Raw genomic sequence first — 20,702 nt, forward strand, 5'->3', positions numbered from 1 at the left:
ACAGAACAAAACCCTTGGCTCAACCCGCCCCGGCACACGAAGAGGGCCCCGTACGACGGGGCCCTCCGGGTGCGCCGGTGCCTGGAGACGGCGGATCGGCCGAGGTGCGGGAACGGCGGATCAGATGAGGCCGAGGCCGCGGACCGCCTCGCGCTCCTCCTCCAGCTCCTTGACGGAGGCGTCGATGCGGGCGCGCGAGAACTCGTTGATCTCCAGGCCCTGGACGATCTCGTACTTTCCGTCCTTCACGGTGACCGGGAAGGAGGAGATCAGGCCCTCCGGGACGCCGTAGGAGCCGTCCGACGGGATACCCATGGAGACCCAGTCGCCCTCGGGGGTGCCGTTGACCCAGGAGTAGACGTGGTCGATCGCGGCGTTGGCGGCCGAGGCGGCCGAGGAGGCGCCGCGGGCCTCGATGATGGCGGCGCCGCGCTTGGCGACGGTCGGGATGAAGTCGTCGGCGAGCCACTTCTCGTCGTTCACGACCTCGGCGGCGTTCTTGCCCGCGACGGTGGCGTGGAAGATGTCCGGGTACTGGGTGGCGGAGTGGTTACCCCAGATCGTGAGCTTCTTGATCTCGGAGACCGGGACGCCGGTCTTCTTCGACAGCTGGGTCAGCGCGCGGTTGTGGTCCAGGCGGGTCATCGCGGTGAAGCGCTCCGCCGGTACGTCCGGGGCGGCGGCCTGCGCGATCAGCGCGTTGGTGTTGGCCGGGTTGCCGACCACCAGGACGCGGATGTCGTCGGCGGCGTGGGCGTTGATGGCCTGGCCCTGCGGCTTGAAGATGCCGCCGTTGGCCTCCAGCAGGTCGCCGCGCTCCATGCCCTTGGTGCGGGGGCGGGCGCCGACGAGGAGGGCGACGTTGGCGCCGTCGAAGGCGACGTTCGGGTCGTCGGTGATCTCGATGCCCTGAAGGAGCGGGAACGCGCAGTCGTCCAGCTCCATCGCCGTGCCCTCGGCGGCCTTCAGCGCCGGGGTGATCTCCAGCAGGCGCAGCTTGACCGGCACGTCCGCGCCGAGCAGCTGGCCGGAGGCGATGCGGAAGAGCAGTGCGTAACCGATCTGGCCGGCCGCGCCGGTGACGGTGACGTTCACGGGAGTGCGGGTCATGGCGTTCTCCGTATGACAGCTGGCGGTGGGGCGTCCCTGCCCCGCTACGTTTGATCGATCTCTTGGTATCAAGAGATCGATCCAGCGGTCAGGCTATCGCGCATCCGCAGACCCGGACGTCCGGGTCGGTGTGGCCCGGCCCACAGCCCCACCGGTCGGCGCACACGGCCGCCCACCATGAGGCGGCCGCCCGTCCGGGAGAGGGGGGACGGAGGCGGCCGCCGTTCGGGGATACCGTTGCCGGACTCCCGTGGGGGTACTTCTCGCGTGCCCCCGATACCGGGGGCCATGCGCACCCGTCGGCGGTTTTCGCGGCGGCGGTCCCCGACCGGGTGCTTTTCGGCCGGGGCCGTTCCGGGCGGGGACGGCCGTGTTCCCGTCCGCTCCGCCGCCCTCCGTGGGCGTTCCGCTCTACTGCGTGCAGCCCTCCGTGCCCGACGCCAGTGTCGCGCAGGCCGTGGCGTCGGCCGCGTCCTTCACCGCCACCATCGGCGTGTACGCCACCGTGTCCCCGGCCGCGGTGATCGAGCCGGTCTCCTCGGCCTCGCCCGCGCTCACCCGCACCTCGTCGCCCTGTCCGGCCTGGGTGACCCGGCCCCAGGCGGCGCCGCACGTCTTGCTGTAGCGGACCTCGACGACCGCCGTGCCGACGGTGGCCGTCCGGGCCGTGGTGACCAGGTCGCCGCCGCACCCCATGACTTCGGCGTCCTTGCCGGTGCAGCTGTCGCCGCTGCACTTCACGCCCGGCGGCAGCTTCGCGTCGGTGGTCGCCGACGGCGACGGGGACGGCTCGGCGCGCTCGTTCTTCTCGCCGCCGCCGTCGTTCAGCAGGAAGAAGGCACCCGCGATCACCACGAGCACGCCGACGACTCCCGCGACGAACGTGGTCAGCCGTCTGCCGCCGTCCCCGCCGGAACGCCGGCGCCCGCCCGTGGGGTTCTGCGGCGGCTTCCCGTACACGCCCTGGACGCCCGGTGCGCCGGGCCCGCCCGCGCCGGTGACGCCGCCGGCGCCCGGTCCCGGCACCAGGGGTCCCTGGCCGGCCGGCGCCCCCGGGCGGGGGGTGGCGGTCCCCGGTCCCCGGCTGCCGGTGGGCGCCGGCCCCCGGTATCCGGCGAGGCCCCACGAGTTCTGCCCGGACCCCTCGGAGGACGCGGACGACCCGGACGGCCCGGGCCTTTCGGAGGACCCGGGCCCCTCGGAGGAGAGGTCGAAGGGCGCCATGGACGACGTGCCGGAACCGCGTCCGCCGCCCGTCGCGTCCGCGCTGTCCGCGGCCGTCGGCTGCGCCGGGACGGCGGGCGGCAGGGTGGGCGACACCCCGGCCGGCCCGGCGACGCCGGGCGTGACGGTGGCGCTGCCGCCGCCCCGCCGGCCGCCCGCCCGGCCGCCCTTGGCGTGCCGGGACTTCTCCGAGCCCCCGGGAGGCGTGCCCAGCTCACCGAGCGCGGCCCGTGCCTGGGAGATGCGGATGGCCTCCATGGTCATGTCGTGCCGCATCTCCGAGCGGCTCCAGGCACGCTCGGCCAGCTCCCACATGGTCGTCAGGTGGACGGGATTGGTCCCGGTCACCTCGGCCAGGGCCACGATGGCGCCCTTGGGCGCCAGCAGCCGGCCGTTGAGGTACCTCTCCCAGGACGTCTTGCTGTAGCCGGTGGCGTCGGCGAGCGCGGCGATGCTCAGATCGCTGCGGTCCACAAGACGGCGCAACTGGCTGGCGAACTCCTTGATCTGCGGATCGAGTTCGTCCGGCAAGGCCTTCCAACGAGGCATTGCTTCCCCCTCTTCCCCCCGGGTGACGTGCTGGTTGGTCCCGTGCCGGTGCCTCTGCCGAGTCCCCGATCTGGCTACCCACAGGGATGCGCCCGGTCAGGGTCTCAGTTCCCGGGGTGGGGGCGCACGGGAGCACAGAGGTCGCGAGCATGCACGGTGGCACGCGCACGGGTCGGCGTCCAGTGTCCCATCAGCGGGCGGTCACCGTTCACGGACTCCTTGCCGGAACGGTCACTTCCGTGCCACAGCGCCCGGACAGCCGTTGAACGCTCCGTTCGACGTGCAGGAGTGTGGTCTGCGCCGGCGGCCCGCCCTCGACAACGGGGGAGAGGACGGGCCGCCGCGCGCCGTCCGGCGCGGCGGCTCAGTTGCTGACGGTGAAATGCAGGGTGTCCTTCAGGAACGGGATCTCCAGCAGCGGATTCGGCTGGACCATCAGCGCCAGCAGGGCGATCGCCAGGCCCAGCCCGCCGTAGGTGACGATGTCCGTGAAGCGGGACCGCACGGCGAGCATGCCGACGTCGGGCAGCAGCCAGCGCAGCAGCGCGCCGCACAGCAGCGCGGCCCCGATGAGCAGGGTCCCGGCCCGGAACGCGTCCAGCGCGGTCAGCAGCAGGCCGACGCCGACCAGGCCGGCCACGGCGAGGATCGGCCACTGCCGGGCGGGCGCCGGCGCGTCCTTCGGTGCGGCCCGGCCGCCGCCCTCGGGGCGCGCGGTGTCCTTCGTGAACAGCGGGAAACGGCGCGTGACGCGGCGCGGCCTGCCCTCGGCGTCCGGCGCGCTGACCGCGTCCCGGACCATGGCGTCCTCGGGCCGCCGCCGGTCCGTACTTCCCACGGGCCGCCCGTCCGTGCCCTCGTCGGGCCTCCGGTCCGCGCTCCCCGCAGGCCGCCGGCCCGTGTTCCTCTCGGGCCGCCCGTCCGAGTTCCCCCCGGGCCGCCGCGCCCGGTCCGCGGGCCCGCGGGCCGTGGCCCCGGCGTCCGCGCCGGTCGCCCTGTCCTCAGCCGGCACTGCGCTCCGCCGCCTCGACCACGTTGACCAGCAGCTGGGCCCGGGTCATCGGGCCGACGCCGCCGGGGTTCGGGGAGATCCAGCCGGCCACCTCGGCCACACCGGGGTGCACATCGCCGACGATCTTGCCCTCGGCGTTGCGGGAGACACCGACGTCGAGGACGGCCGCGCCCGGCTTGACGTCCTCCGGGCGGACCAGGTGCGGGGAGCCGGCGGCGGCCACGACGATGTCCGCGCGCTTCAGGTGGGCGGACAGGTCACGGGTGCCGGTGTGGCACTGGGTCACGGTGGCGTTCTCGCTGCGCCGGGTGAGCAGCAGCGGCATGGGCCGGCCGATGGTGACCCCGCGGCCGACGACCACGACCTCGGCGCCCTTGATCTCCACGCCGTGGCGGCGCAGGAGCGTGAGGATGCCGTTGGGGGTGCAGGGCAGCGGGGCCGGCTCGTTCAGCACCAGGCGCCCGAGGTTCATCGGGTGGAGGCCGTCGGCGTCCTTGTCCGGGTCCATCAGCTCCAGGATCCGGTTCTCGTCGATGCCCTTGGGCAGCGGCAGCTGGACGATGTACCCGGTGCAGGCCGGGTCCTCGTTCAGCTCGCGGACGACCGCCTCGATCTCCTCCTGCGTCGCCGTGGCCGGCAGCTCGCGCTGGATGGAGGCGATGCCGACCTGGGCGCAGTCGCGGTGCTTGCCGGCGACGTACTTCTGGCTGCCGGGGTCCTCCCCGACCAGGATCGTGCCGAGGCCGGGCGTGACGCCCTTCTCCTTCAGGGCCGCCACGCGGGCGGTCAGTTCGGACTTGATCGCGGCTGCGGTGGCCTTGCCATCGAGAATCTGGGCGGTCATGCCCCCATCCTCGCGGATGACCGGCCCGCTGTTCCAATCCGCCCGTCCTGCGGACGGCGCGCGGACGGGTGCCGAGGTGGCGGGGCCCCTCCCCGAACGGTCCGCGAATGATCACGGATGTTGCACTTGCACAACACCTGGCGGATGCGACGGGCCGAGGCTGGACAAGTAAGAGTCCGGTCAAGAACGATTGACGGGCCAGTGCCGCGGGGCAGTACCGGGGGGACGAACCGCAGACCGTAGACATTCCTCCGAACCACGCCACGCGCCGTCCCCGCACGTGACAGCAACGGAGGAAGAACCGCCATGAGTTTCGGCGACCCGAACAACCCCTACGGCGCCCCGCAGGGCGGCCAGCAGCCCGGCCAGCCCGGTTACGGCTACCCCCAGCAGGGCCAGGGCCAGGGCCAGCAGCCCGGCTACGGCTACCCGTCCGCTCCGCCGGTGCAGCAGCCGTACGGTTCCGCTCCCACCACCATGCCGGGCACGGTCAACGCGGCCCGCGTCCTGCTGTGGGTGATCGTCGGTCTCCAGGTCATCGGAACCGCCCTGTTCGGTTTCTCGGCGGTGGCCGTGGACCAGGCGAAGGACGACCCCGCCTTCGAGGCGCTGGCCGACTACCCGACCGGCGTGCTGTGGGGCTTCATGATCCTCGCCCTGGCCTGGGGCGTGTGGGCGGCCGTGCTGGCGGTGAAGTTCTCCTCCGGCGGCAACGGCCTGCGCATCACGGCGCTGGTCTTCGGCATCCTCACCGGCGTCATCGCCATCTACCCGTTCACCATCGCCGGCATCATCCACCTGGTGCTCGGCATCCTGATCGCGGTGTTCGTCGGCAACGCCAAGGGCGCCGCCTGGTTCAAGCGCCCCCGTTACTGACGCGGAGCGCTTTCTCGCCAATCACGTCACAGGGCCGCGTCTCACCCGTACGAGGGGGGACGCGGCCCTGACGCGTCGCCCTACCCTGGCAACGGCAGCCGTCAGGGCCGTCAGGCACGGGGAGACGCACCTTGTACAGCATCATCGTGGTACCTCCGCCGACCCCGGAGGACCAGCGCGAGCACACCGTTCCCACCGCTCCCGGCACGCACGCCGCTCCCGCCCAGCTCCGGCTCGCCCCCGGCGAGCGGCTGGCCTTCGGGCGGGCCGTGCCCGAGGGCGGTCTGCTGATCCCGCACGACGGGGTGTCCCGCCGGGCCGGTGAGATCACCGCCCAGGGCACGTTCTGGACCCTGAGCAACCTGTCGTCCCGGCAGACGTACGTCGTGGAGAACCCGGAGGGCGCGGGCGAGCACATCAAGGTGGCGCCGGGGCGGCTGGACGCACCCGTGCCGTTCGAGTTCTCGCGGATCGTGCTGCCCGCGGCCGGCGACCTGCTGCCGGTCGAGGTGTGGGCGCCGCGCCACGACTACCTGCCCGTCGAGGGCGGCGCCGACGGCGAGCCGACCGCACCCGCCTTCTCCGTCGACCGCTCCAAGCGCTACTTCGCGGTGCTGGCCGCCCTGTGCGAGCCGCGGCTGCGCGGCATGCCGCACGCGCCGCTGCCGACGGTCGAGCAGGTGGTCGAACGGCTGCGCCCCACCTGGCCGGCCGCCTCGCGCACGTCGGTGCAGTGGAACATCGACTACCTGGCCGTCAAACTCCGGCTGAAGCCGGGCCCGGAGACGGCCGAGCCGGGCCCGCGGCTGAACGGCAAGAAGGAGTCGCTGGTGTCGATGGCGCTCCGCTTCGACCTGGTCCGCGAGGACGACCTGGTGGTCCTCGCCCCCGCCCGGGACGGGGCCGGGCCGACCGGACGGGCACCGCGGTGACCGAGCCGTACGCCGTGCCGGTGCCCAGGGGGTACCGGGTGGGCGTCTGGGAGGTGCGCGAGCCGATCGCGACCGGCGCCTTCGGCAGCGTGTACGCCGCCCGCCGCACCGGGGGCACCGGCGGTCCCGGCCGGCTGCCCGAGACGGCCGCCCTGAAGTTCCTGCCGACCGGCACGGGCACCCCCCGGCAACTCACCCACCTGCGCGAACTCATCGAGCGCGAGGTCGAGTTGCTGCGCCGGCTGCGGCAGCCGCGGCTGATCCGGATGTACGAGACCCTCACCGTCGACGACCCCGGCGAACCGCGGCTGGACGGCGCCACCGTCCTGGTGCTGGAGCGGGCGGAGGGCTCCCTGGCCACGCTCCTCACCGGCTCCGCTCCCCCGTCGGCCGGGCCGGCGCTGCTCGCCCAGGTCTGCGAGGGCCTGCACCAGCTCCATCAGGCGGGCTGGGTGCACGGCGACCTGAAACCGGCCAACGTGCTGCTGATGGCGGACGGTTCGGTGCGGCTGGCCGACTTCAACATGGCCGCCGAGCTGGAGGGCACGCACGCGTACACGCCCGCCTTCTCCACCCCGGACTACACCCCGCCCGAGCTGCTGTGGTCCGAGATCGGCGAACGGGGCCGCCGCACCCGCCCGTCCGCCGACGTGTGGGCGTTCGGTGTCCTCGCCCACCTCGTCCTCACCGGCGCCTTCCCGCTGCCCGGCGGCACCCCGACGGCCCGCCGCGACGCGGCCGTGGCCTACTCGCGCGGCGCCGACGAGCTGCGGCTGTCGCCGGAACTGCCCGAGGGGTGGCGGGACATCGTGGCCGCCTGCCTGACCCGTACGCACGCCGACCGCATCGGCACCGAAGCGCTGCTGCGCCGGGTCGCGGCGGTCACGGCCACGGCGGCCGGCCCGCGCCGGCTTCCGACGTCCTTCCCCGGTCGCCGTCGTCCGCGCGGCCGGCGGGCGGTACTGGCCGCGTCGGCCGCGACCGTCGCCGTGGCCGGGCTCGGGTTCGCCCTCGCGACCTGGGCCGGGGACGGCCGGAGCGCCGGCGGCGGCCCGGGCGGCCCGGCCGACGTGTCCGCGGCCTCCTACGGCGCCGACGAGCTGCGCACCGACCGGGGGGTGCCGCCCGCCTACCGGCTGCTGATCGTGGAGACCGCCCACGACTGCGACCAGAGGGACGTCACACCGGCGCTGATCGCCGCCCTGCTGAAGGTGGAGAGCGACTTCGACCCGGACCTCGCCGACCCGGCCAAGGACGAGTACGGCATCGCCCGCTGGACGCCGCGGGTGCTGCGCTGGTGGATGAACGAGGACGGCACACCCGGCGAGACCGTCCCCGAACCGCCGTTCCCGCCCGCCGAGTCCATCCCGGCGATGGGCCGCTACCTGTGCTGGATCGCGCCCCGGCTGGACGAGGCCCTGCCGGGCGACCGGCGGGTGCTGATCGCCGTGGCCTACCGGACGTCGTACCGGAAGGTGAACGACGCGGCCGGAGTTCCCCCGAAGTACCGCGACCACGCCGACCGCGTCGCCCACTACCTCAAGGAGTACACGCCGGACGGCCGGTGGTGACCCTGTGACGTCCGGGGTTGACGTCGGTCCCGCCGGGCGGTGCCGGCGGGACCGACGTCGTAGGGCTCCGTCATAGCGCTGAGTCACAGCGCGAAGTCGTAGCGCTCAGGCGTACGGCTCAGTGGAAGAAGTGACGCGTCCCCGTGAAGTACATCGTCACACCGGCCTTCTCGGCCGCCTCGACCACCAGCTCGTCACGGACCGAGCCGCCCGGCTGCACGACGGCCTTGACGCCCGCCTCGGTGAGGATCTCCAGGCCGTCGGGGAACGGGAAGAACGCGTCCGAGGCGGCGTACGCCCCCTGCGCGCGCTCGGCGCCCGCGCGCTCCACCGCGAGCCTCGCGGAGTCGACGCGGTTGACCTGGCCCATGCCGACGCCGACGGAGGCGCCGTCCTTGGCGAGCAGGATGGCGTTGGACTTCACGGCCCGGACGGCCTTCCAGGCGAAGGCCAGCTCGGCCAGCTCGGCCTCGCCCAGCGCCTCGCCGGTGGCCAGCGTCCAGTTCGCCGGGTCGTCGCCCTCGGCCTGGAAGACGTCCGTGACCTGGGCCAGGCCGCCGCCGTCGATCGGGCGGAACTCGGCGGGCGTCCGCGGGGCCTCGGGGCAGCGCAGCACGCGGATGTTCTTCTTCTTGGTGAGCGCCTCGAGGGCGCCGTCCTCGTAGCCGGGCGCGACGACGACCTCGGTGAAGATCTCCGCGACCTGCTCGGCCATCTCCTTGCTCACCGGGCGGTTGACGGCGATCACGCCGCCGAACGCGGACAGCGGGTCGCAGGCGTGCGCCTTGCGGTGCGCCTCGGCGACGTCGGCGCCGACCGCGATGCCGCACGGGTTGGCGTGCTTGATGATCGCGACGCAGGGGGCGTCGTGGTCGTAGGCGGCGCGGCGGGCGGCGTCGGTGTCGACGTAGTTGTTGTACGACATCTCCTTGCCGTGCAGCTGCTCCGCCTCGGCCAGGCCGCCGCAGCCGCCGGTGTACAGGGCGGCGGGCTGGTGCGGGTTCTCGCCGTAGCGCAGGACGTTCTTGCGCCGGTAGCCCACGCCGATGAACTCGGGGAACTCCTCGCCGTCACCGGCGTACTCCCCCGCGAACCAGCCGGCGACCGCCAGGTCGTACTCGGCGGTGTGCCGGAACGCCTCGGCGGCGAGCCGCTTGCGGGCGGCCAGGTCGAAGCCGCCGTCGCGCACGGCCGTCAGCACGTCGCCGTACCGGTCCGGGCTGGTGACCACGGCGACGGACGGGTGGTTCTTGGCGGCGGCGCGGACCATGGAGGGACCGCCGATGTCGATCTGCTCGACGCACTCGTCGGGCGAGGCGCCGGAGGCGACGGTCTGCTCGAACGGGTAGAGGTTGACCACGACCAGGTCGAACGGCTCGACCCCCAGGTCGGCCAGCTGCCGCCGGTGGGTCTCCAGGCGCAGGTCGGCGAGGATGCCGGCGTGCACCTTCGGGTGCAGCGTCTTGACCCGGCCGTCCAGGCACTCGGGGAAGCCGGTGAGGTCCTCGACCTTGGTGACCGGGACGCCGGCGGCGGAGATGCGGGCGGCGGTGGAGCCGGTGGAGACCAGCTCGACGCCGGCCTCGTGCAGCCCGCGGGCCAGCTCCTCGAGCCCGGTCTTGTCGTAGACGCTGACGAGTGCGCGACGGATGGCGCGCTGGTCGCTCGCGGCGGTCACTGGGTTGGTACCGGCGGTCACTGGATTACTACCTTTCGTCCCTCAATGCGATAGCCGTTGCGGGCGAGCCGCCCCACGACATCGACGAGCAGCCTTCGCTCGACTTCCTTGATGCGCTCGTGCAGAGCGCTCTCGTCGTCCTCGTCCCGGACCTCCACCACGCCCTGCGCGATGATCGGCCCGGTGTCGACGCCGTCGTCGACGAAGTGGACGGTGCAGCCGGTGACCTTGGCGCCGTACGCGAGTGCGTCCCGTACGCCGTGAGCTCCCGGGAAACTGGGCAGGAGCGCGGGGTGGGTGTTGACGAGCCGCCCTCCGAACCGGGCCAGGAACTCCTTGCCCACGATCTTCATGAACCCGGCCGAGACCACGAGGTCGGGCTCGTGGGCGGCGACCGCCTCGGCGAGCGCCGCGTCCCACTCCTGCCGGGTGGCGTAGTCCTTCACCCGGCAGACGAACGTGGGCAGCCCGGCGCGCTCGGCCCGCGCCAGCCCCTCGATGCCGGCGCGGTCGGCGCCGACGGCCACGATCTCGGCACCGTAGGCCTCGGCTCCGGTGGCGGCGATCTCGTCGAGGAGCGCCTGAAGGTTGGTGCCGGATCCGGAGACCAGCACGACCAGTCGCTTGACGCGCTCGGCCACGGGCTTGGCGGCCACGGTGGGGCCCTTTCTCGGGGAGGCGGATGCGTGCGGCCGGTTCGCACGGCCGCGTTTGTGCGGTCGTACGAATGCTTCGCGCCCCCGGATACGGGGAAGTCTACGAAGCGGTCGACCGTCAGCAACGATACCGGCACACCGGGCGGCCCCCGCGGGACGGGGGCGCGGCCGGGAGGTAGCGTCTGGGTGGGCTGGACCGGGGCCGGGCCCCGGACCGGGCCGAGCCGGACCGCGGCCGGGCCGGGAACGCCGTCCGCACGTCGGGCGTTCACCAGTCAGGGGCCGGACCCGCCCGTCCTGCCCGCCAGCCGTACTCACTCGTCATCGCCAAGGGGAAGACGCTCACTTGATGCCGGACCGCAGCCTGCGACTGCTCACGCTCCCCCAGCAGTCGGCGCAGGGAGGGGAGCACAGCACTGCCGTGCTGCTGCGGGAGCGCCCGTCCTCACCGCCCGAGACGTCCTCCGGCCGGGGTTCCGGCGACGACCGGTCCGGTGCCGGGAAGGACGACAACCCGTTCGCGCCACCGCCCGAGGGCACACCGGACCGCCCCTGGCAGCCCCGGCACCCCGAGGAGGGCGAGGACTCCTCCCGGGACGGCGGCGGACGGTCGCCGTGGGGCCGGCAGTGGAGCAACCGGCAGCCCGGGCGTTCCAACGGCGGCTTCGGCGAGCGCCCCCGCACCGGTCCCGAGGGGCCGTCCGGCGCTCCGGGCCCGCGCTGGGACCCGACCGACCCCGCCCAGCGCCGCGCGCGGTACGCGCTGCTGAGCGGCATGTGGGCGCTGTTCTTCGCCCTCTTCACCTGGCCCTACGTGGCACTGCTGCTCGGCGCCCTCGCCCTGTACTGGGGCATCAGCTCCCTGCGGGCCAAGCCGCGCGCCGCCGACCCGGACAGCCCGGCGCCCGAGCAGAGCGCCGGCCGGCCGCAGACCACCGCCGCGGTCAGCGGCCTGGTCACGGCCTCGCTGGGCATCCTGCTCGTCGCCGCGTCCTTCGCCGCGCAGCTGGTCTACAGCGACTACTACACCTGCCGTGAGGACGCGCTCACCAACGCGTCGAAGCAGACGTGCAGCCGGCATCTGCCGGAGGAGCTGCGCGGGGTGCTGGACTCGGAGGGATAGGGCGCTTTCGGGGGTGCGCCGCCCGGATCAGGGAGCGGCGGGCGGGTGCCCTGGGGGTGAGGTGCCGTCCTCGGGGGCTGTGGTGCCGGTGCCGCCGGTGGTGGGACCGGTGCCGCCGGTCATGGGGCCGGTGCCGCCGGTCATGGGGCTGGTGCCGGCCGGCGGGTCGGGGGTCAGCGGGTCGGGGGCCAGGGGATCGCGGGCCAACGGGTCTCGGGCCAGGGGATCGGAGGCGGTGAAGCGGGGTCTGGGCGACCTGGGGTCGGCGGGCGGGACGGGGTCCAGGGGGAGGAAGTCGTACGGCTCGTCGTCGTCCCCGTCCGTGTCTGTGCCCGTGGCGGTGCCGCCGACCGCCGGGGTGGCCTTGGGCGACCGAGGGGACTTCGGCGTCCGGGGCTCAGGCCCCTCCTCCGGCCCCTGCGCGTCCCGTGCCTCCTCCGGCTCCTTCCGCCGGGCCGGCCAGTCGCCCATCGACGGCAGCGGCACGCGGGGGCGGGGCTCCGCCGGTTCCCCCGCGGCCGGCGCCTCCGTCCGCCGCAGCCTTCCTCCCCGGCACCGCCACGCCCGGGCGCCGAGCGCCACGGGGACCGCCAGCACCGCGACCCACCCCAGCGTGGCGCCCCCGACCTGCCACCACACCGGCCCGAACCGGGCGAGGGCGGACACCCCGAGCGGACCGCCCGCCGACGCGGCGAGCAGCGCGGCCAGGACCGCGCACAGGACGGCCGCCAGCACGGCGGCGACGGCGGTACGGCGGTTGGACCAGGGCAGCTCCGTCCGGTCGGCGCCGTCCCCGGTGGCCGTCGCGGCCGAAGGGGGTGTCGTGGGCGTCCCGGATGCGGTGGATGTGGTCGACGTCGACATCGACATTGACGTCGACATTGACGTCGACGTGGTGAACGAGGTCGTGGACGCCGGGTCCGCTTCCGTCGTGGCCGCCCGTGCCGTGAACCACCCCACCGTCACCCCGGCCACCACCGGTACCGCCCCGGCCGCCCAGTGCAGCGGCGTGCCCGGGCCCGCGTCCGGCACCGCGGCCAGCAGCGGAAACGGCGGCAGCAGCGGCGCCGGAGCGGAGGAGAACGGGTCGACCACATGGCCGGTGCCGAGCACGAACCCCGGCCCGAGGGAGTAGGCCGCCGCCCACACCGCCGCGTTCGGCACCAGGGCCAGACACAGCAGCAGCACCGCGAACTGCCCCGACCAGCCCTCCGCGAGCCGCAGGAACGACGTGGCGGCGGCCCCGTGGTGCCACAGCAGCGACACCGTCAGCAGCAGCGCCCCGCCGCCGACGAGCACCGCCGCACCGGCGCACGCGGCGCGCGTCGCGGCGCCCAGGCGGGCGTCCGGCTCGACGATCAGCTCCCGCACCGTCCGGGGCAGCCGGGCCAGCGCCCGGCCCACCGGACCGCCTGGGCGGCCGAACGCCGTCCACACCCCGGCACCCGCCGCGCCCATGGCGACCAGTGGCAGACACACCGCCACCGACGCCCACGAGGGACGCAGCGCGCCGCCCGAGGCGTAGAGCACGACGGGCGTGCCCACGGCCAGGTAGCCGAGGACGACCCCCGTCCAGGCGATGCGGGCGGAGACCGGCGGCGGCGCGGCCTCCCGGCCCGCTCCCCCGCCCACGGCCACGCCGGGCCCCGGTCCCACCGTCACCCCGACGCCCGCTCCGGGGTCCGTCGCCTCCCGGGCCGCCCGGTGCAGCAGCCACGCCGGCAGCAGGAGAAGGAGCAGCGGGGTGACGCCGACGGGCGCGGGGACGCCGGAGAGCGTGTCGGTGCGGACCAGCTCCACGCCGTGCGAGAGCACCCACAGCGCGGCGGCGACGTGCAGGGCGCCGCCGGGACCGTTGTCGGGGTACGGCGAACTGATCCACAGCACCATCACCAGGACGGCGAACGAGGCCACCCCCAGCCCCGCCGCCAGCGCCCCGCCCAGGAGACCGTCGGCCAGTCCGGGCGAGCGGTCGCGCCACCGGGCGCGCAGTACGGAGACGGGCGAGGGGGAGTGCGGTCGGCGAGCGGTCGTCTGGGTCACGCCCGCCATGCTCCCAACGACACGCGCTTTACCGGCGTAACAGGCGAAGGACCGCTGTGTCGCTCAATATACGTTTATGTTCTTTTTCGTACGGCGCGTAGGGAGGGGCGCCCTGTGACGCGGAGCCCTGCGACCCCGCTCCCCTCCCCCAAGACCCGTCGACGCCTGCGCGAGGCCGCTTCGCTGACCCGGGCTCAGGTCGCGGAGCGGGTGGGTGTCACCCGCGAGACGGTACGCGCGTGGGAGAACGGACGCTCGACCCCGCGCGGCCGGAAACGGCTGGCGTACGCGGAGCTGCTGCGCGCGCTGGAGGCACGGGCGGGGGTGATGGACGGTCAGGAGGGCGGTGTGCGGGACGGTGCGGGGGACGGCACGCGGGCCGGTGCGGAGAGCGGCACGGGGGCCGGTGCGGAGAGCGGCACGGGGGCCGGTGCGGCGGGGGACGCAGGGGGCGGACGGGTGCCGGCGGAGCACGAGTCCGCCGAGCACGGGGCCGCCGCTCCCCGGGCCGCCGGACCCCGCACCGGCGAGTCCGCGTCCGTCGAACCCCGGGCCGACGCGTCCGCGTCCACCGAGCCGCCCGCGTCCACCGGGTCCGATGTCGTCCACGAACCCGCCACGGAAGCACCGGAGCCGGAGCCGGAGCGGGGAAAGGAACGGGGGAAGGAACGGGGACAGGAACCGGAACCGGAGTCCGAGAGCGAGACCGAGCCCGGAAGCGGCGCGGGGGCTGGGCCGGAACGGGCCGGGCTGACGCCCGCTCAGGCCTTCGACGCCCTGTACGCGTTCTGCGCGCCCTCCCTCGTCCGCCAGACCTACCTGCTGACCGGGCGCCGCGAGCTGGCTCGGGAGTCGGTGGAGCGGGCCTTCCAACTCGCCTGGGAACGCTGGCCCGAGGTGGCCCGCGACCGCGACCCCGCGGGCTGGGTCCGGGCGGCGGCGTACGAGTACGCCGTCTCCCCCTGGCACCGGTTCCGCCTGCGCTACCGGCACCCCGAGGCGCCGCCCGCCGAGGCCGCCGACCGGGTGCTGATGGACGTACTGCTGAAGCTCCCGCCGCCGCGCCGCCGCACCCTGCTGCTCCACGACGGTCTGGGCCTCGGGCTGCCCGAGACGGCGGCGGAGACGGAGGCGACCACGGCGGCGACGGCCGGCCGGTTGCTGCGCGCCCGCAAGGCCGTCGCCGCCCGGCTGCCGGAGCTGGGCGATCCGCAGGAGCTGCAACGGCGGCTGTCCGAGCTGGCGTCCACCGAGCGGCTGCGGGCAGCCAAGCCGCCGGCGGTGCGGGCGGGCAGCGAGCGCCGGGCCCGGTTCTGGACCCGCGCGGCCATCGCCTTCACGGTCGCCCTCATCGGGACGACGGCGCTGACCCTGCGGACGGCCCCCACGCAGTACGAGGCGCCGGTGCCGCCCGGGGAGACGGTGCGGGGCGTGCCGCCGCGGCAGGCGCCGGGACCGCTGTCGGAGGAGGAGCTGGAGCTGCGGTCCAAGCTCCGCGAGGACCTGCGCAGCGGCACCCAGCGGCTGGTGCCGCAGACCCGCTGAGGACGCGCGGGTGCGCGCACGTCACCCACGTCACGCATGCCACGCACCACGGACGCCGCGCACGCCGAAGGGCCCGCCCCCTGCACGAGGGGGCGGGCCCTTTCGGTCACGCGGTGCGGCCGGCGGGCGGCCGCGGCGGGGCCGGTCTCAGCTGCCGAGGATGGCGCGCGCCAGCTTGGCCGTCTCGGTCGGCGTCTTGCCGACCTTGACGCCGGCGGCCTCCAGGGCCTCCTTCTTGGCCTGGGCCGTACCGGAGGAGCCGGAGACGATGGCGCCGGCGTGGCCCATGGTCTTGCCCTCGGGCGCGGTGAAGCCCGCGACGTAGCCGACGACCGGCTTGGTCACGTTCTCCTTGATGTAGGCCGCGGCCCGCTCCTCGGCGTCGCCGCCGATCTCGCCGATCATGACGATCAGGTCGGTGTCGGGGTCGTCCTGGAAGGCCTTCAGGGCGTCGATGTGGGTGGTGCCGATGATCGGGTCACCGCCGATGCCGACGCAGGTCGAGAAGCCGATGTCACGCAGCTCGTACATCATCTGGTACGTCAGCGTGCCGGACTTCGAGACCAGGCCGATGCGGCCCGGCTTGGTGATGTCGGCCGGGATGATGCCGGCGTTCGACTGGCCGGGGGTGATCAGGCCGGGGCAGTTCGGGCCGATGATCCGGGTCTTGTTGCCCTTCTTGCCGGCGTACGCCCAGAAGTTCGCGCTGTCGTGCACCGCGATGCCCTCGGTGATGACGACCGCGAGCGGGATCTCGGCGTCGATGGCCTCGATGACCGCGTCCTTGGTGAACTTCTCCGGGACGAAGATGACCGTGACGTCGGCGCCGGTCTTCTCGATGGCCTCCTTGACGGAGCCGAAGACCGGTACCTCGGTGCCGTCGAAGTCGACGGTCGTGCCCGCCTTGCGCGGGTTGACGCCGCCGACGATGTTGGTGCCGGAGGCCAGCATGCGGCGGGTGTGCTTCTGGCCCTCGGAGCCGGTCATGCCCTGGACGATGACCTTGGATTCCTTGGTGAGGAAGATAGCCATGGTGTTCTGGTACCTCGTCCCTTACTTCGCGGCAGCAGCCAGCTCGGCGGCCTTGTCGGCCGCGCCGTCCATGGTGTCCACCTGCTGAACGAGCGGGTGGTTGGCGTCGTTGAGGATCTTGCGGCCCAGCTCGGCGTTGTTGCCGTCGAGGCGCACGACCAGCGGCTTGTCGACGGCCTCGCCCTTGCTCTTGAGCAGCTCCAGGGCCTGCACGATGCCGTTGGCCACGGCGTCGCAGGCGGTGATGCCGCCGAAGACGTTGACGAAGACGGACTTGACGTCCGGGTCGCCGAGGATGATCTCCAGGCCGTTCGCCATGACCTCGGCGGAGGCGCCGCCACCGATGTCCAGGAAGTTGGCGGGCTTGACGTCGCTGTGCTTCTCGCCGGCGTACGCGACGACGTCCAGGGTCGACATGACCAGGCCGGCGCCGTTGCCGATGATGCCGACCTCGCCGTCGAGCTTGACGTAGTTGAGGTTCTTCTCCTTGGCGGCGGCCTCGAGCGGGTTGGCCGCGGCCTTGTCGTGGAGGGCCTCGAAGTCGGGGTGGCGGAACTCGGCGTTGTCGTCCAGCGACACCTTGCCGTCGAGGGCGATGACGTCACCGGAGGCGACCTTGGCCAGCGGGTTGACCTCGACCAGGAGGGCGTCCTCCTCGATGAAGGTGTCCCACAGCTTGACCAGGACGTTGACGACCTTGTCGGCGACCTCGGCCGGGAACTTCGCGGCCTCGACGATCTCGCGGGCCTTGGCCTCGGTCACGCCCTCGATGGGGTCGATCGGGGTCTTGGCGACGGCCTCCGGACGGGTGGCGGCCACCTCCTCGATCTCCACGCCGCCCTCGACGGAGGCGATGGAGAGGAAGGTGCGGTTGGCACGGTCGAGGAGGAAGGAGACGTAGTACTCCTCGAGGATCTCCGGGGCCGTCTCGGCGATCATCACCTTGTGGACCGTGTGGCCCTTGATGTCCATGCCGAGGATGTCCGTCGCACGGGCGACGGCCTCGTCCGGGGTGGCGGCCAGCTTCACGCCACCGGCCTTGCCGCGGCCACCGACCTTCACCTGGGCCTTGACGACGGACTTGCCGCCCAGACGCTCCGTGATCTCGCGCGCCGCCTCAGGCGTGTCGATGACTTCACCGGCCAGCACCGGTACATCGTGCTTGGCGAAGAGGTCCCTCGCCTGGTACTCGAACAGGTCCACGCGCTTCCGTCCCTATCAGTGATCTCGCGGTTCGTTGGATGCGTGGGCGTGCCGCGAAGGGCAACGTGACGTCCGCATGTGTCACAAGGGAGGCGCACACGGTGTCCGAGCGCGCGGCATGTCCGTCTCGCAGGTTATCGCCGCTTGCGGGGGCTCCCTAAATCGAGGGTCACACCTGAGCGGTGATACCTGTCACATGATGCCGTCCTCACTGGCACGGCGTGCCGACGGTGAGGGACGCCGAACGGGTGGACCGGAGGGAGGACGGGGAGCGGGACGAGACCCGGGAGGGTACCCGGGAGGAGGGCCTCACCGGGCTGGGGTCGACCCGGTGAGGCCGTGGAACGCCCCGAGGGACCGTTGGGTGCGGCCCGCCGGGGTGTGGGCCGGGCGATCCCCACCCCAATGGGGACCGACCGGCCCGGCTCGCAGGGCCGGACCGGACGGGGGCCGACGGCTTTCGGCCCACGTCCCGCCCGGCGCTCCGCGAAGTCCGTGCGGACGGGTGTCCGTCGGGACGGGTGTCCGTCCGTGAGGACTGGTGTCCGTCCGTGAGGACTGGTGTCCGTCAGGACGGATGTCCGCTCGCGCGGATGTCAGACGTGGTACTGGCCGCCGAGTCCGGCGTGCTGCGCGTAGCCCGGGGTGACGGACTGCGCCACGCCCTGGACACCGGTGGCGGCGTGGTGGGCCAGCGGGACGCCCGCCTCCTGGACGGTGCCGGTCAGGTCCTGGCCGAACGGCGCCACCTGTCCGGCGACTCCCTGGGCGAACGGGGCCACCTCTCCGGCGACACCGTCCGCGAAGGGCACCGCGTGGCCCGCGACGCCGTACGCCAGGTCGGTGGCGCTGCCGCCGATGCCCTCGGCGACCGGCTCCACGGTCCGGACGACGGTGTCGACCACCGGCTGGACGGCGCCTGCCACCCCGGCGGCGAACGGCGGCACCTCGCCCGCCACGCCGTCGGCGAACGGCCCGACCTGCCCGGTCACGCCCTGCGCGAGCGGCTGCACCTGGTCCGCGACGCCGCCCGCGAAGGGCCGCACGTCGCCCGCGACGCCGTACGCCAGGCCGCTCGCGTCCTGCCCGGCCTGCCCGGCGACGGGCAGCACGCCGTGCACGGCCGTGTTCGCGACGGGCGGCAGGACGGCGTCTGCGGTGTCGTCGGTGTCGCCAGTGACCTGGCCGACCGCACCCGTCGCGACCGGCTGCACGCCCCGCACGGCCGCGTCGGCGACCGACCGGACGCCGGCCACCGCGTTCGAGGCGACCGGCACGGCCCCGTCGACGGCGCCGGCCGCGACCGGCGGCGTGACCGCGGCGGCCGTCTCCTCGACGACCGGGGTCGCGGTGCCGGTGACGTGGCCGGGGACGCCGCCGACGGTGTCCTGGACGGCGGTCGCCGCGGTGGTGGAGGCCTGCTCCAGCTCCGGCGCGAAGGCGGAGAGGGGGCCGAAGAGGTAGTCGATGTCGCCGTCGGCGGTCGCCGAGGCGGTGGCGTCGGCCTGACCGGCGGCGGCCGTGGCCTGACCGGCGGTCCGGTCGACCGTGGCGTCGGCGCGGTCGACGGTGGCGTCGGCGCGGTCGGTGGTCCGGTCGGCGGTCCGGTCAGCCGTGGCGGTGGCGGCGGTGGCGGCGGCCTCGTGCACGGCGGACGTGGCCTCGGACTCGACCGTGTCGACGGCCGTCGCGTCCGGGACGGAGACGGGCGCGGCGGGCAGCTCGTCGGCGCTGGCCACGGCGGAGCCGAGGGCCCAGGCCCCGGTGACGCCGGCGGCTATGACGATCGACCGGCGGATGTTCTTGTTCATGAGTACGTCAGGGTCCTTGCGAGTTTGGGGACATTTCCGGTGCCGGGCCGGACGGGACGCGAACGCCGGCGCACCAGGCGCCATGGCGGATCGGGTCGGAGGTGTGGTCCCGGCGGCTACCGCCCGGCGCACGGAGGAGCGTCCGGACGGGAGGGCAGACCTTTCCGCCCCCGCGCGGCAGGTCTACGGCGGGGGAAGGGCTGCCCTAGGCCGGAGAAACGGGAATGTCCCGGTAACGGTCCCGGGTCTCGTCGGCGTCGGCGCGCGAGACCGCGCCGGGCGCGAGTCGCAGGGGGACGCGGTGCTGGGTGGTGACGGCGTGCGCGTCGCCGTGTCGCGGCGTGTGGTTGTCGGCCGCGGAACGGTTGGCCGGCTCGCCGTCCGGATCGCCGGGCGGCGTGTGGGGGACGGGTGCGGGAAGCGTCGGGGCGGAGGTGACGGCCTGGTCGTCGGCGGCGAACGCGCGGTACGGCCGGGTCGGCACGTCGAAGTGAGGTCCGTGCAACACGGCGCCCCGCGCCCGGGCGTCGCCCGGCAGGTCGCCGGGCCGGGTGCCGGAGGGACGGGTCTGAGGGCCGGTGGGGGCGGGGACGCCTTCCGTGGCCGGGGGCGTCACGGGTCCCGCCGGTGGCGCCGGGAGGACCGGCGCGGGCAGGGCGTCCACGGCAGGCGGCGCGGCGAAACCCGGGGCGCGGGGCGCCTCCGGGAGGCCCGGAAGCGACGGAAGGCCGGGGAGCTCCGGGGAGCCCGGGAGGTCTGGCAGCGCCGCCGACTCCGGCTGGGCGACCACGCCGGAGACGTCCGCCAGGCCGGGCACCTCGGACAGGCCGGGCACCTCAGGCAGCCCGGGGAGGCCTGGGCCACCGTCGGATGCGCGCGGCGGGCCGGAGGCCTGAAGGTCGGTGAGACCACGCAGGCCGGCCAGGTCACGCAGGCCGGTGAGACCAGGCAGGTCGGACGCGTGCGGCGGATCGGCGGCAGCGGACCCGCCGGGCCGACGGTCCACCGGGCCGACGCCGTCGGTGTCATCGGCATCGTCGGCCCCGCTCGCCCGGCCACCCTGGTGGGCCTCACGGGCCTGACGCGCCTGACCGACCTGGCCGGCCCCGTCCGCGGTCGCCGTGCCGTCGGGGACAGGGCGATCCGGCACGGGACGACGCTCGCCGGGGCCCGACAGCATCGGCAGCTCGGCCGGCGCGTCCACCGCGTCCGGCCCGTCCGCCACCGGGACGCCTGCGGCGGCCGGCTGCGCCGGCGGCACGCGCCCGTCGGCGGCCTGTGCCCGTTCCCCGCAGTACAGCCCGAGCGCGAGGACCGCGCCCACCAGCAGCGCCAGTCGGAGCGCGCGCCGCCCGGCCGCCCCGCGCAGCATGCGCGGGGCGGCACCGGGCAGAGCGGCTGACCAGGTCACGAGGGAAGGTTCCTCCCGGACGGCGGAACGGTGACGGATGCGGAGGCGCGTCACGAGCGACGAGCCGGCGGGACGCGTACGG

At 74.4% G+C, this 20,702-nt stretch carries 16 protein-coding genes; 5 read left to right on the top strand and 11 right to left on the bottom strand.

Annotated features, from left to right (window positions below; genetic code table 11):
- Positions 1–120: 120 nt before the first annotated feature.
- The 4 genes from ACZ45Q_RS02500 to ACZ45Q_RS02515 form a co-directional block, all read right to left on the bottom strand.
- Positions 121–1,110 carry a malate dehydrogenase gene (locus tag ACZ45Q_RS02500; protein ID WP_468253930.1) on the bottom strand — a complete coding sequence of 330 codons (990 nt, stop codon included), beginning with the start codon at positions 1,108–1,110 and terminating at the stop codon, positions 121–123.
- Between the two features lie 411 nt (positions 1,111–1,521).
- Positions 1,522–2,883, bottom strand: a complete 1,362-nt coding sequence (locus ACZ45Q_RS02505; RefSeq protein ID WP_468253931.1) for a helix-turn-helix domain-containing protein — start codon at positions 2,881–2,883, stop codon at positions 1,522–1,524.
- Between the two features lie 364 nt (positions 2,884–3,247).
- On the bottom strand, positions 3,248–3,685 hold the full coding sequence (locus ACZ45Q_RS02510; RefSeq protein WP_468254326.1) for a DUF3017 domain-containing protein: 438 nt from the start codon (positions 3,683–3,685) through the stop codon (positions 3,248–3,250).
- Positions 3,686–3,884: 199 nt separating this feature from the next.
- Positions 3,885–4,739 carry a bifunctional methylenetetrahydrofolate dehydrogenase/methenyltetrahydrofolate cyclohydrolase gene (locus tag ACZ45Q_RS02515; protein WP_468253933.1) on the bottom strand — a complete coding sequence of 285 codons (855 nt, stop codon included), beginning with the start codon at positions 4,737–4,739 and terminating at the stop codon, positions 3,885–3,887.
- A 306-nt stretch (positions 4,740–5,045) separates the two neighbouring features.
- Here ACZ45Q_RS02515 and ACZ45Q_RS02520 point away from each other — a divergent pair, with 306 nt between their 5' ends.
- From ACZ45Q_RS02520 to ACZ45Q_RS02530, 3 genes are all read left to right on the top strand, one after another.
- Positions 5,046–5,615: a hypothetical protein gene (locus ACZ45Q_RS02520; RefSeq protein ID WP_468253935.1), complete on the top strand. Its 570-nt coding sequence runs from the start codon at positions 5,046–5,048 to the stop codon at positions 5,613–5,615.
- A gap of 131 nt (positions 5,616–5,746) precedes the next feature.
- Positions 5,747–6,547 (top strand): FHA domain-containing protein, encoded by an 801-nt coding sequence (locus tag ACZ45Q_RS02525; protein ID WP_468253936.1) that lies wholly within the window; start codon positions 5,747–5,749, stop codon positions 6,545–6,547.
- Complete coding sequence (locus ACZ45Q_RS02530; protein WP_468253938.1) at positions 6,544–8,118, top strand: serine/threonine protein kinase; 1,575 nt, start codon at positions 6,544–6,546, stop codon at positions 8,116–8,118. The genes ACZ45Q_RS02525 and ACZ45Q_RS02530 overlap by 4 nt, the downstream gene beginning before the upstream one ends.
- A gap of 118 nt (positions 8,119–8,236) precedes the next feature.
- Here ACZ45Q_RS02530 and purH read toward each other — a convergent pair whose 3' ends face one another.
- Positions 8,237–9,796, bottom strand: coding sequence for a bifunctional phosphoribosylaminoimidazolecarboxamide formyltransferase/IMP cyclohydrolase (gene purH / locus ACZ45Q_RS02535; protein ID WP_468254327.1), 1,560 nt, complete (start codon positions 9,794–9,796; stop codon positions 8,237–8,239).
- 17 nt (positions 9,797–9,813) lie between these two features.
- Positions 9,814–10,452 (bottom strand): phosphoribosylglycinamide formyltransferase, encoded by a 639-nt coding sequence (purN, locus tag ACZ45Q_RS02540; protein WP_468253939.1) that lies wholly within the window; start codon positions 10,450–10,452, stop codon positions 9,814–9,816.
- A 349-nt stretch (positions 10,453–10,801) separates the two neighbouring features.
- On the opposite strand from purN, the gene ACZ45Q_RS02545 reads away from it, so the two are divergent.
- Positions 10,802–11,575, top strand: coding sequence for a hypothetical protein (locus ACZ45Q_RS02545; protein WP_468253940.1), 774 nt, complete (start codon positions 10,802–10,804; stop codon positions 11,573–11,575).
- A 27-nt stretch (positions 11,576–11,602) separates the two neighbouring features.
- Here the strand turns inward: ACZ45Q_RS02545 and ACZ45Q_RS02550 are convergent, their stop codons facing one another.
- Complete coding sequence (locus ACZ45Q_RS02550) at positions 11,603–13,627, bottom strand: cell division protein PerM (RefSeq protein ID WP_468253941.1); 2,025 nt, start codon at positions 13,625–13,627, stop codon at positions 11,603–11,605.
- 105 nt (positions 13,628–13,732) lie between these two features.
- Here ACZ45Q_RS02550 and ACZ45Q_RS02555 point away from each other — a divergent pair, with 105 nt between their 5' ends.
- The gene (locus ACZ45Q_RS02555) at positions 13,733–15,163 is read left to right on the top strand and encodes a helix-turn-helix domain-containing protein (protein WP_468253942.1); all 1,431 of its coding nucleotides are present in this window, start codon (positions 13,733–13,735) and stop codon (positions 15,161–15,163) included.
- A 147-nt stretch (positions 15,164–15,310) separates the two neighbouring features.
- On the opposite strand, the gene sucD is transcribed toward ACZ45Q_RS02555, so the two are convergent.
- From sucD to ACZ45Q_RS02575, 4 genes are all read right to left on the bottom strand, one after another.
- Positions 15,311–16,195 carry a succinate--CoA ligase subunit alpha gene (gene sucD, locus ACZ45Q_RS02560; protein WP_468253943.1) on the bottom strand — a complete coding sequence of 295 codons (885 nt, stop codon included), beginning with the start codon at positions 16,193–16,195 and terminating at the stop codon, positions 15,311–15,313.
- Positions 16,196–16,216: 21 nt separating this feature from the next.
- Positions 16,217–17,398: an ADP-forming succinate--CoA ligase subunit beta gene (sucC, locus tag ACZ45Q_RS02565; RefSeq protein WP_468253944.1), complete on the bottom strand. Its 1,182-nt coding sequence runs from the start codon at positions 17,396–17,398 to the stop codon at positions 16,217–16,219.
- Between the two features lie 596 nt (positions 17,399–17,994).
- Positions 17,995–19,209: a hypothetical protein gene (locus ACZ45Q_RS02570; protein WP_468253945.1), complete on the bottom strand. Its 1,215-nt coding sequence runs from the start codon at positions 19,207–19,209 to the stop codon at positions 17,995–17,997.
- Positions 19,210–19,414: 205 nt separating this feature from the next.
- Positions 19,415–20,620: a hypothetical protein gene (locus ACZ45Q_RS02575; protein WP_468253946.1), complete on the bottom strand. Its 1,206-nt coding sequence runs from the start codon at positions 20,618–20,620 to the stop codon at positions 19,415–19,417.
- Positions 20,621–20,702 lie beyond the last annotated feature (82 nt).

Source organism: Streptomyces sp. NPDC031049, from assembly GCF_055571015.1.

What these genes read in the sequence shown, in the direction of transcription:
- ACZ45Q_RS02500 (WP_468253930.1), bottom strand. Translation starts at nt 1,110, where the DNA reads ATGACCCGCACTCCCGTGAACGTCACCGTCACCGGCGCGGCCGGCCAG.
- ACZ45Q_RS02505 (WP_468253931.1), bottom strand. Translation starts at nt 2,883, where the DNA reads ATGCCTCGTTGGAAGGCCTTGCCGGACGAACTCGATCCGCAGATCAAG.
- ACZ45Q_RS02510 (WP_468254326.1), bottom strand. Translation starts at nt 3,685, where the DNA reads ATGGTCCGGGACGCGGTCAGCGCGCCGGACGCCGAGGGCAGGCCGCGC.
- ACZ45Q_RS02515 (WP_468253933.1), bottom strand. Translation starts at nt 4,739, where the DNA reads ATGACCGCCCAGATTCTCGATGGCAAGGCCACCGCAGCCGCGATCAAG.
- ACZ45Q_RS02520 (WP_468253935.1), top strand. Translation starts at nt 5,046, where the DNA reads ATGAGTTTCGGCGACCCGAACAACCCCTACGGCGCCCCGCAGGGCGGC.
- ACZ45Q_RS02545 (WP_468253940.1), top strand. Translation starts at nt 10,802, where the DNA reads ATGCCGGACCGCAGCCTGCGACTGCTCACGCTCCCCCAGCAGTCGGCG.
- ACZ45Q_RS02550 (WP_468253941.1), bottom strand. Translation starts at nt 13,627, where the DNA reads ATGGCGGGCGTGACCCAGACGACCGCTCGCCGACCGCACTCCCCCTCG.
- sucD (WP_468253943.1), bottom strand. Translation starts at nt 16,195, where the DNA reads ATGGCTATCTTCCTCACCAAGGAATCCAAGGTCATCGTCCAGGGCATG.
- ACZ45Q_RS02570 (WP_468253945.1), bottom strand. Translation starts at nt 19,209, where the DNA reads ATGAACAAGAACATCCGCCGGTCGATCGTCATAGCCGCCGGCGTCACC.